This window comes from Flavobacterium ajazii (assembly GCF_010614725.1).
In the GTDB taxonomy this organism is placed as follows: Bacteria; Bacteroidota; Bacteroidia; order Flavobacteriales; family Flavobacteriaceae; genus Flavobacterium; species Flavobacterium ajazii.
The window spans coordinates 590,377-601,997 of record NZ_JAAEHL010000002.1 but is presented as its reverse complement, the minus strand read 5'-3'; the positions used below and the strand labels follow the sequence as shown (position 1 = coordinate 601,997).

Genomic DNA, 11,621 nt, shown 5'->3' with positions numbered 1-11,621 from the left:
AGGCAGAAATGAAAACATTAACATTAAAAGAATATAAATACATATTCGATACTATGTATACTAGTTTGTGCCTGTTTGCCAATAAGTATATTGAAAACCTTGAAGCCTCACAAGATTTAGTACAAGATGTTTTTATCAGGATATGGGAAGAAAAAATTGTCTTTCAGCATGACCAGGCTGTTAAATCATATTTATATACAGCAGTTAAAAATCAGTGTCTCGATTATTTGAAGAGTGCTTATGTAAGAACGACACAATCTCTTGGCGAAGAAGACCTGTCTCAATGGGAGACGGATCCTTTTTTTCATAGAGAAGTGGTTATCTCTGAAACAAATCATATATTAGAAAAAGCTATAACAACACTACCTGAAAAATGTGCTCAAATTATAAAATTGAGTATAAAAGGAATGAGCAATCCGGAAATTTCTGAGGAACTTGGAATTTCTTTAAATACAATTAAACTGCAAAAAAAAATTGCTTACAAACGTTTACGTCCTTTATTAAAAGATTATTTCCTCTTATTTGCTTTTATAGCCGAATTAAAAAAATAGCTAAATATTTTAGGCAATATCTTGATTTCGTTGTAGATATTTAGGTGTTTTGCAGAAAACATTAAAAAAAATATTTTTTTCTACACCCACTTTATCTTTTTTGTCGTCTTAGTATAAAAAAACGATACTAATGACGACTTTAAACAAACTTTATGAACTTTCAAGACAAATTGCTCTGTCGCTTGTCAAAGAAAAAGATCCAGAAGAACTAAAAGAAACGGATCTTTTTGAGCAAACAGACAAGGATTATATTTTTGAAAACATAACCAATCCTGAAAAAAGAAGACAGCGACAGTTATTATCACAACAAATAGATAAAAAAAGAGGTTGGGAAAATATACAAAAAGCTATTGGAGCACCTGTAGATAAACCACCTCTATGGAAGTATGGAAAGTATGCTGCAGCCGCAGTGATTGTATTAGGAACTCTATTCTATTTTGCCCAACACGATTCTACAAACAAAATTGAAACTACCGTTGCATCAGGTAAACCTGCTATTGTGCCTGGTACAGATAAAGCGACCTTAGTTTTAGGGAATGGACAGACTATAGTTTTAGGAAACGGAAATACGTATAAGGGAAATGGAGTAACTACTAATGATAAATCAGTTACCTACTCAGATAATAATGCGGCTATAGAATACAATTACCTGACCATTCCGTGTGCAGGACAATTCTCTTTGTTATTAGCCGATGGAACCAGAGTTAGACTTAACTCTGAAACTCAGCTAAAATTTCCTAATCATTTTATCGACGGTAAGCCTCGTTCTGTAGAATTAGTGTATGGTGAGGCCTATTTTGAAGTGTCTCCAAGTTCAGCTCATAAAGGGTCACACTTCAACGTAAAAACCAAAGGACAAAATGTTGAAGTACTCGGCACACAATTCAATATCAAAGCATATAAAGATGAAGAGAATCTGATAACCACCCTGAAAGAGGGTAAGGTTGCTATTGATTATGCTGATAAAAAAGAAGAATTACACCCTGGAGAACAATCTGTCGTGAATTCAGTCACTTCTTCTTTACGAATTGCTCCTGCGAATTTAGATACTGAATTAGCCTGGATAAACGGTCAGTTTGTTTTTAATGATTTGACATTAAAAGATATAGTAAAAGTTTTATCCCGATGGTATGACGTCGATTTTGTCATTAAAGGTGAAACGATTAAAAATGAAAAGTTTAAGGGACAATTCAGCAAAAATCAAAACCTTGAAGTGATACTGGAATTAATCAAAACAACTAACCAAATTAAATCGTATGAAATAAAAGAGAAGACTGTAATTTTTAAATAAAAGTAAAAAGAGGGAAAGCATATAAACTTTGGCCGGTGTATAACAATCCCCCTTTTTGATTCATAATGACCAATTATTTTAATAACCAATCACCAAAACAAATTTATGAAAATTAACCAAACCATTTTTCGTCCCCCTTGTTGGGATCGATATTTTATTTTTATGATTCGAACCATACTGTTATTCTGTTGTCTCACGGCTTTTAGTATGTCACCAACAACTGCTTTTTCTCAAAATGAAAAAATTGTGATAAAGGAAGACGTGACAATTAGTGTCAATGAAATATTTGATTTAATTATTCAACAAACCAATTACAATTTTATCTATTCTCAGAATTTGTTTTTAAATGCACCCAAAGTGAATTTAAAAAAGGGATCAGTTAAAATTTCAAATTTACTTGAAAAGTGTGTCACGGCTAATAAGCTGGAATTTTCATTAGCAGGAAATAACACTATTGTAATTAAACCTATTCCTGTAGCAATTTTCCGTAATTCTAATCAGCAGGCAGAAATTCAAATCTCTGGAACTGTAACAGATGCTAAAGGTTTGGCTTTACCGGGAGTAAGTGTAACTTCAAAAAAAGCAAAAACTACTGAAATTACAGATTTGAATGGTCAATTTACAATGAAAGTTCCTGAAAATGATGTTCTTCAATTTTCCTATATAGGATATAAAACTAAAGAAGTTGTGATTAATAGTAATAAGCAAATTAAAGTAGTTTTAGAAGAAGATGTTACAGAACTTCAGGCAGTAAAAATTGTATCTACCGGAATCTATACAAGGAATAAGGAAAGTTTTACCGGAGCTGCCTCTACATTCACTGCCGAAGAATTGAGGACAATAGGAAATCAGAACTTAATTCAAAGTTTAAAAATACTTGACCCCTCATTTGTTCAAATTGATAATATTGCTGCAGGTTCGAATCCTAACATGATGCCAGACATACAAATCAGAGGCGCTAATAGCTTACCTAATTTAAGTGGTGAATATGCAAATAACCCAAACTCCCCTTTGTTTATTTTAGATGGGTTTGAGACTACTCTGCAGAAAATTTACGACTTAGATATGAACAGGGTGGCCGCTGTAACCATCCTTAAAGATGCTGCTGCAAAAGCTATTTATGGTTCCAGAGCAGCAAACGGTGTGGTTGTAGTTGAAACTAAAAGACCTAAAAAAGGGAAAATGAGACTGAGCTACACCGGGGATTTCAATGTAACCACCCCGGATTTGAGTAGTTATCATTTAACGAATGCCGAGCAAAAACTTCAGGTAGAATTAAATGCCGGGAGGTATAGTTCTAATTATTATTACAGTGAACAATTACTTAAGGAGCAATATAACCGAACCTATGCTGAGGTGGCAAGAGGCGTTAATACCTATTGGCTTTCGCAACCCTTAACAACAGCTGTAGGTCATAAAAGTACATTGTCTCTGGAAGGAGGGGATGATAATTTTACTTATGGTGCAGATTTAACCTATAATTCCATACCGGGAGTTATGAAAGAGTCAGGGCGTAGAACCACTTCGGGAAATCTGTTTTTATCGTATCGTGTAAGTGATTTTATTTTTAGAAATATTTTGACAATTACCGGAACTCATGCCTATGATTCTCCTTATGGTTCATTTTCGGAATACACAAGATTAAATCCGTATTGGACTCCTTTTGATGATAATGGCAATATTAAAAAATTATTAGGACAGTTTAATTCCGGATCCGGAACTCCTGTAAACTATTATAACCCATTATTTAATGCTACGTTAGGAACTAAAAATTTTAGTGATTACACCGATATCACCAATAATTTTCAGGCAGAGTGGTCTTTGTCTAAAGCACTTAAAATTGTTGGTCGTTTGGGCTATACGCAAATTCATGAAACCAGAGAAGATTTTTATCCCGCCAACCATACCCGCTATGCTGAATATTCGGAAGAAGATTTTTATAGAAGAGGAGATTATACGATAACCGATGGTAAAAGTCATTCTATCAAAACAGATCTTACGCTAAACTATTCCAAAACGATAGATAAGCACCTTTTTTACTTAAATGCCGGATGGAATTTATATCAAGTAGGAAGCGAAAGCCATGGAGTACATGCTCAGGGCTTTTTAAATGACCGAGTGGATTATATCAATTTTGCAAGACAATATGCTCAGGATGGCCGACCATCAGGTGCTGATGCTCTTACCAGGGAAACGGGATTACTTTCTGCGTTAAACTATTCATACGATGACCGCTATCTGGCAGATCTTACATATCGTTTACAAGGATCCAGTGTATTTGGCGCCGATAACCGTTGGGGGAGCTTCTGGTCGGTTGGTTTAGGTTGGAATATCCACAAAGAAAAATTTTTCAAAGCAGACTGGATCACACAATTAAAATTACGCACCTCTACCGGATATACAGGAAGCCAAAATTTTAACCCTTATCAGGCCATGGCTACTTACAACTATTTTACAGATAGTTATTATGACAACATAGTGGGAGCAAAATTAATAGGTTTAGCAAACGATCAGCTGAAGTGGCAGCAAACACAAGATTATAACTTTGGTTTAGATTTAGGCTTATTGAGCAAATTATCTTTACGATTTGATTATTACATAAGTCTTACTAATAACCTGCTTACTGAGGTAGCCATGCCCGGTTCTGTAGGGTTTAGTACTATTTCAGAAAATTTAGGCGAATTAAGAAATAATGGTATCGATGCCACTTTAAACTATAAAGCATGGAGTAATCCTTCCAGCAGTAGTTTTGTTAATTTATTTCTAACCGTTGGATCTAATAAAAACAAATTAGTAAAAATTTCAGATGCGCTAAATTCAGTTAATGATGAATTAGAAGCAGACAGAGGTACATCTACAAAACCCTTTGTAAGATATCAGGAAGGAAAATCTACTACAGCTATTTGGGCCGTTAGATCTATGGGAATTGATCCTGCGACGGGCAGCGAAATTTTTGTGAAAAAGAATGGGGATCTAACTTACGTTTGGGACCCAAATGATCAGGTTGCTGTAGGAGAATCTACGCCGAAGGTCAGAGGAAGTTTTGGATTTAACGCACAATATAAAGGCTTTGGTGTCAACTGCGCATTTTCGTATCGTTTTGGAGGCCAATATTACAATCAGACATTAGTAGACAGAGTAGAAAATGTGGATATTCAATATAATGTAGATGAACGTGTCTTTACAGATACCTGGAAAAATCCTGGCGATAATGCCTTCTTTAAAGCAATTGGACGTACTCCGACCCGAACCAACCCAAGTTCCCGTTTTGTTCAGGATCTTGATGAATTACTATTGAATTCTGTGAATGTTTCTTATGATTTTAGAAATAAGAACTTTTTAGAAAAATCGCATTTAAGCAGATTAAGATTGACACTATTCGGCAACGATTTAGCAAGAATGTCAACTATTAGAGCCGAACGAGGATTAGATTTTCCTTTTGCAAGAACGTTTTCTTTTTCTGTCCAGGCATCATTTTAAGTGATACAACATTAATGTATAAAGTTTTAAACCATGAAATCATATAAAATATTACCCAAAATAATAGTCTTAACACTATCATTAGTTTTGAGTTCCTGTACAGACTGGCTCGATGTTGAACCCAAATCCCAGGTTCGTGATAGTAATTTATTTTCGTCCGAAAGCGGCTTCAAAGAAGCATTGGCAGGCGTTTACACGACTTTGACCTACGAATCATTGTATGGAAGAGAAATGACTTTCGGATTAATTGGAGTTTTGGGAGCTGAATGGGATTTTCAAAGTATCTCTTATGACTTTGACAAGACCTATGATTATAAAAACAGCACTACCTCTTTAAACAGAATTGATGCTATCTGGAATCAAATGTATAACGCAATAGCGAATGACAATAAATTATTAGGAGAAATTGATGCTAAAAAAGGAGTCTTTAGAGATCATAATTTTGCCATTATAAAAGGAGAGGCTTTAGCACTAAGAGCATGGATTCATTTTGACCTTCTTCGTGTATTTGGGGCAAGCTATAAGGAAAACCCAAACAAATTGGCTATTCCCTATTTCACAAAAGCCAGTAAAGAAATTGCACCGCAACTTTCGGTAGATGCCGTAATTAATAATGTTATTACTGATTTAAACCAGGCAGCAGAATTATTGAAAAATGACCCTATAGTAACAGGGCAGCAAATTACTATTGGAGATGATAATGGGTATTTAATGAACCGTCAGGTGCATTTAAATTATTATGCGGTTAAAGGACTCTTAGCCAGAGTTTATCTTTACAAACATGATTATGCCCAGGCAGCTTCTAATGCTATGGAGGTAATAAATTCAACAAAATTTCCATGGATTACTCAAAATAGCCTGGTAGATGCAAATAATTCAGATCTTACATTTTCTACGGAACATTTATTCGCTCTGAATATTGTTCGAATGAATACTATTTATGAAAACTCATTTACCACGACAGGCGGCAGTAATGTTTTTTATATGTTTCCTCCAACCAGAACCGAATATTACGATAGTAACTCAGACGATTACAGATATCTATATTGGTACAGGGCAAATAATGAAGGGAATTATTTTTTAAGAAAGTACGAACAGTTAGAAAGTACAACCTGGCCTGCTGCTTATAGAAATAAAATGCCAATTATTAAATTGTCTGAAATGTACTTTATTGCTGCAGAAGCTCTCAAAGATACAGATATCACAAAGGCTTCAGCATTGATTAATGAGGTACGCACACACAGAGGTTTAAGCACAATGACTATTGACAACGCTGTATTTGATGCTGTTTTATTACAAGAGTTTAGAAAGGATGTTATAGGTGAAGGACAGCTTTTCTTTTTTCATAAAAGATTAAACGCAACCCGCATTCCCCGCTCACCAATTAATGATATAATCGCCATTAAAGGTTACAAATTGCCAATTCCGGTAAGTGAGCTTAATAACGCACCTGGCAGAGTAGATAATCAATAATCAAAAAATACATTTCATTACTATGAAAAATATAACATTTGCAATACTAATCTGCTCCTTACTATTTATAGGATGCGAAGAGGAACCCAAATCAATATACCCCGAAGATTTTAGTGGACTGAACTTGTGGTTAGGCACTAACTCGATGAAGCCGGACAGTTTGGAATACAATTATGCTTTTAAATCACTTAATGCTGTAGACAGTATCATGTTCTCTGTTAGATTAACCGGATTTTCTAGTGCTCAGGACAGAACTTTCAGGTTAAAACCTATAGGCGGAGATACCAATGCAATTGTAGAAGGAGTTCATTATGAGTTAAAGGACTATGTACTAAAAGCAAATACATATCAGGACGTTTTTCCTATTTATATCTATCGTTCTTCTGATTTTAAAGATACTTCTGCTAAGATTGTCTTTGGTCTTGAAGAAAATGAAAACTTTAAAAAAGGAATCACAGAACGTTCTGATTTAAAAATTGTTTTCAGGGACAAATTTAGTAAACCTGCTCATTGGGATGTAGACCCGCTTCCTTATTATAGGTTGTCTACTTTTTTCGGTGTTTACTCTGATGTTAAATTTCAATTTATTACAACCATAATCGGTGAAGCTCCGGTATTCAAGGTTCGTTATACGGGCACACCTGTTCCTCCTAACGAAATTAGTTATACGCGTGCTCAGTATTACCAAAATCGTTGCAAAAGCGAATTGATAAAGTACAATCAGGAGCACAGTCAGCCTTTGAGAGATGAAAATAATGTATTAGTTGTTTTTCCATAATCATTGGATAGAACTAATTTAAAAATTTAAAAAATGAGAAAAACAAATATATATAAGTTGTTAAGCTTCTTGTTTCTTGTGATTACAATGGTTTCCTGTTATGATGATAAAGGAAATTATGAGTATGAAAAGTTAGACGAAGTAACTATCGATGTTTCCGGAATGGCAACCTCGTATTCTATTTTACGTTATGACATATTAACGTTAGAACCTAAAGTAATCTATAAGGGCACGGAAGTAAATCCTGAAAATCCTCAATTTAAGGAATTAAGTTTCAGTTGGGAAATGTATCCCGCTCAGATAAATAAAGACATTCTGGAAAGACACAATTTGGCAACTACTGTTCACCTTCATCAAGAGATTACAGCCAATGAATTAGTTTGGGAAGTTCTTTTTACAGTAACTAATACTAATACAGGAGTAAAAACATTTGCAAAGTTTCCTGTTGCTGTCACTCCTGCTTTAGCCGAAGGGTGGATGGTACTCTACGAAAAAGATGGAAATACAGATGTTGGTTTGATAACGAATAATGAAATTTCTAAAACCGCCACTAATGAACGTGTTTTTTATGACTTATATGCAAATGCCAATGGAGCTCCAATACCAGGTAAACCTGGTTCACTAATTTATTCACTTGCCAACTTAACCGGAGCTCATGCTTTATATATACAAAGCGCTAATGATGCGGTCCGAGTGGATCCCGCAACGTTTAGAAGTATGGCTACTTTTAATGATAAAATGTTTTGGACACCTCCGGCAATAAAAGCTCCTGAATTTGTCACTGCAACTATAGCCAGAAAGGAATTTCTAATAAATAACAATCAGTTACATGTAGTTGATTATACCATTATTGCACCTGGAGACAGAGCTTTTAATGATGCCTTAGCTGGCAGCTATGGAAAATTAGCACCCTGGATGGCAACTGCAACAAGTGCAGCTTTTGACGCAATTTTATACGACCAGACCAATAAGAGGTTTGTGAAAGTGGTTTCTAGAGGTGCAGAAATTATTCCTATTGCCACTACACAGGCTGCAACTGCTGCATTTGATGTCAAAAATGTTGGTTTAGAATTAATCGATTCCGATTTAGGATTTAGCAATTTCGAACATATGCTTATGAAAGATGATAGTGGTAGTTATTTTTTATTAACCGCAAATTTTATTGGTGGAGAAACCACTACAATCGGACGAGGTAAATATAACATGAGTTCGTGTCCCGAAATAGCCAATGTTAATGCTATTGCTGCAGGGACATATGGCGAAGTATTTTATTATAGTTCTTCTAATAATTTATATCAGTTTAAATACACGCCCGGTACTACAGATAAACTGTGGACTCCTCCGGCAGGCGAAACCATAACTACAATTTCTTTACAAAAATATTATAATCAAAACAGAGCCACAGGTGTTATCTATGATCCTAAGAATTTTTGTAAAATTTTATACATCGCAACTTATAATGAAAGCACAAAAACAGGATCGGTTTATCAAATGGGTGTAAATGAAACCAATGGTGCAATTATTACGGGTACAGAAAAAAAGTACTCAGGGTTTGGTAAAATTAAAGCCATGGCCTGGAAACCATTTATTGTCAGGTAATCAATTTAATCCCGATACACCATAAAAAAAGTATCGGGATAATATAATAAGTAATTTAAAAAAAAATAATAAAATCAAGTAAATGAAAAAGTTTATAATTTCAATGATAATGTGTTCCGCTGCAATTGCAGTCAGTGCACAAGACTTTACTATTAAAGGAAAGATTAAAGGACAGGGGAACGAGCAAATAATTGTTCCCGGGCCTGAAGGAGATATTAAAGCACAAGCAAAAAATGATGTATTTGAATTGAGCGGTAAAGCCACAGATGAGCCTATTGTTACGCAATTAAGAACAACCTACGATCGTAACATTTACCTGGGTGGAGGTAAAACAGGTATGTATATGCCAGCTCCGGGTTTAGAAATTGTTCTTAGTAAAGGAGCGAATATTACTGTGAATGGTAATGTAGATGAACTACATCTGGCTGAAGTAACAGGCGATATCCATAATGACGGTTTTACAAAACTAAGAAAATTACAAGCCAAAAACATAAAAGAAATGATGACGCTTCAGCAGCAATTCACTGAAATTCGTATGATGGGTATCAAAGAAGAGACGGAGAAGCATTTAAAAAAGATGATGGCCAACCGAAAGGCGATTGAAGATGGTAAAAATGCTTTTATTAAAGAAAATCCCGATTTACTTGCCAGTATTTATTACTTAAATCAAACATCCAAAAGTTATTCTGCAAGCGAGTTAGAACAAGCATTCAATGCCTTGTCTCCAACATACAAAAATACCAGATACGGTCAGGGTATAAAATCAAAAATTGAGGCAAATAAAATAATAAGCGATGGTGGTCCGATGCCTGATTTTACCAAACCTGATGTAAATGGTAAGCTGGTGAAACTTTCTGATTTTAAAGGGAAATATGTACTGTTAGATTTTTGGGGCAGCTGGTGTGGTCCGTGTCGTGCGGCTAATCCACATTTAAAAGAGTTATATGCTAAATACAAATCGTTAGGTTTTGAAATTTTAGGTGTTGCAAGTGAAAAAGTTCAAAGTCAGGCTATAGCTGAAAAAAATTGGAAAGGAGCTATTGAAAAAGATGGGTTAACCTGGACAAATGTTATTAATAACGAAATTAATATAAAACAGGATGTTGTTGAAATGTATAGTATTGAGGCATATCCTACTCAAATTTTATTAGATAAAGAAGGACGATTAGTGAAACGTTGGAAAGGCTCCGGACATGAAGAACTAGATCAGACATTAAAAGAAATATTTAAACAATAAGCTATCATGATACAATTAAAAAAAATATCCCCTTTTTGTCTAAGTTTCATTTTTTTCTTTTTCGCATCACTTGCTTTACAAGCACAATCAGAGAAATCAATTCTTATTCATGGACATGTTCAAAATCTCAACCCAGAGATTTTTAAAAAATACAATAAGATCTGGTTATATGAAGGAATTGGAAGTCAAAGAAAACTTATCGATTCAACAGTAATAAATGAACAGGGAGATTTCAAACTCAAAACGAATAAAAAACAAACGCTGTATTCCTTAGATATTTTAAAATGGCAAACCGCATCGTTTTGGGCCGATGCAGATGTAAAAATTTCTGCCCGTGGTTATGATACGTCTAAATTTAAAATGAAAAACTCCGGTTTTGTCGAATTACAAAGTGCTTCTAAAGCAACTAAAATTATTAATGCAGCTGATTACAATCAATATCTTGCTTCAGAAGAAATGAAAATATTGAATGATGAGTGGTTGGTGGCAAACCGTACTGCACAGCAGGATTCAACCTGGAGAAAGTATATTAAGAGTGATGGGTTTATTAAAAAATCAGGTGAATTTAACAGACTTCGTTTAGAGAAATTTATTGAAGTTAACTCGGATAGTCCAGCCATCGCTTATTTACTGAGTTTGTATCCTACTGATGCTGATAGTGCGTTTTTTGAATCAAACATGCAACAAGCACTAAAAAAATATCCACAGTCCGAAAATCTGAAATATCTGGATAAGGAGTACCAAACCAAGAAGAATATTAGAAATTCATTAAAAACTAAAAGTCAAATACCTTCATTTGCCTATCCTTCGCCTAATGGGGATATTGTTAGTATAGAGTCTTTTAAAGGTAAATATGTGCTAATTGACTTTTGGGCAAGCTGGTGTGGTCCTTGCAGAAAAGCCATTCCGGCGGTAAAAGAACTTTACGCTAAATATAAAGACAAAGGATTTGAGGTATTAAGTGTTTCCGTAGATTCTAATCAGGAAGCATGGCGTAAAGCTATGGCCCAGGAAAATATGCCATGGCCACAAGTGTTAAGTCCCGATAAAGATAAGACACTAAAAGAATTTATGATTGTGGGTATACCAACCCTGTTTTTAATTGACAGAGAAGGAAAAATAATTCAGAAATTTACTGGTTTCAGCGAATCCTTAAAAGACCAGTTAGCTAAAGCAATTGAAAGTGAAAAGTAAAAAAACAGTATTTTTTCT

At 34.7% G+C, this 11,621-nt stretch carries 8 protein-coding genes; all 8 read left to right on the top strand.

From position 1 onward, the window contains the following. Positions 1-8: 8 nt before the first annotated feature. A complete protein-coding gene (locus tag GWR14_RS05305; protein ID WP_163408023.1) occupies positions 9-551 on the top strand; it encodes an RNA polymerase sigma-70 factor in 543 nt (180 codons plus the stop codon). Between the two features lie 130 nt (positions 552-681). Continuing rightward, complete coding sequence (locus GWR14_RS05300; RefSeq protein ID WP_163408022.1) at positions 682-1,842, top strand: FecR family protein; 1,161 nt, start codon at positions 682-684, stop codon at positions 1,840-1,842. A 207-nt stretch (positions 1,843-2,049) separates the two neighbouring features. Further along, positions 2,050-5,322 carry a SusC/RagA family TonB-linked outer membrane protein gene (locus GWR14_RS05295; protein WP_223150961.1) on the top strand — a complete coding sequence of 1,091 codons (3,273 nt, stop codon included), beginning with the start codon at positions 2,050-2,052 and terminating at the stop codon, positions 5,320-5,322. Between the two features lie 33 nt (positions 5,323-5,355). Continuing rightward, positions 5,356-6,795, top strand: coding sequence for a RagB/SusD family nutrient uptake outer membrane protein (locus GWR14_RS05290; RefSeq protein ID WP_163408020.1), 1,440 nt, complete (start codon positions 5,356-5,358; stop codon positions 6,793-6,795). A gap of 22 nt (positions 6,796-6,817) precedes the next feature. Then, positions 6,818-7,573 (top strand): DUF4843 domain-containing protein, encoded by a 756-nt coding sequence (locus GWR14_RS05285; RefSeq protein WP_163408019.1) that lies wholly within the window; start codon positions 6,818-6,820, stop codon positions 7,571-7,573. Positions 7,574-7,606: 33 nt separating this feature from the next. Next, positions 7,607-9,172 (top strand): PKD-like family lipoprotein, encoded by a 1,566-nt coding sequence (locus GWR14_RS05280; RefSeq protein WP_163408018.1) that lies wholly within the window; start codon positions 7,607-7,609, stop codon positions 9,170-9,172. Between the two features lie 82 nt (positions 9,173-9,254). After that, positions 9,255-10,409 carry a peroxiredoxin family protein gene (locus GWR14_RS05275; RefSeq protein ID WP_163408017.1) on the top strand — a complete coding sequence of 385 codons (1,155 nt, stop codon included), beginning with the start codon at positions 9,255-9,257 and terminating at the stop codon, positions 10,407-10,409. Positions 10,410-10,415: 6 nt separating this feature from the next. Then, on the top strand, positions 10,416-11,603 hold the full coding sequence (locus tag GWR14_RS05270; RefSeq protein WP_163408016.1) for a TlpA family protein disulfide reductase: 1,188 nt from the start codon (positions 10,416-10,418) through the stop codon (positions 11,601-11,603). Positions 11,604-11,621 lie beyond the last annotated feature (18 nt).

Coding starts and splice junctions, on each gene's coding strand:
- GWR14_RS05295 (WP_223150961.1), top strand. CDS start 2,050: ATGTCACCAACAACTGCTTTTTCTCAAAATGAAAAAATTGTGATAAAG.
- GWR14_RS05270 (WP_163408016.1), top strand. CDS start 10,416: ATGATACAATTAAAAAAAATATCCCCTTTTTGTCTAAGTTTCATTTTT.
- GWR14_RS05300 (WP_163408022.1), top strand. CDS start 682: ATGACGACTTTAAACAAACTTTATGAACTTTCAAGACAAATTGCTCTG.
- GWR14_RS05280 (WP_163408018.1), top strand. CDS start 7,607: ATGAGAAAAACAAATATATATAAGTTGTTAAGCTTCTTGTTTCTTGTG.
- GWR14_RS05285 (WP_163408019.1), top strand. CDS start 6,818: ATGAAAAATATAACATTTGCAATACTAATCTGCTCCTTACTATTTATA.
- GWR14_RS05275 (WP_163408017.1), top strand. CDS start 9,255: ATGAAAAAGTTTATAATTTCAATGATAATGTGTTCCGCTGCAATTGCA.
- GWR14_RS05290 (WP_163408020.1), top strand. CDS start 5,356: ATGAAATCATATAAAATATTACCCAAAATAATAGTCTTAACACTATCA.
- GWR14_RS05305 (WP_163408023.1), top strand. CDS start 9: ATGAAAACATTAACATTAAAAGAATATAAATACATATTCGATACTATG.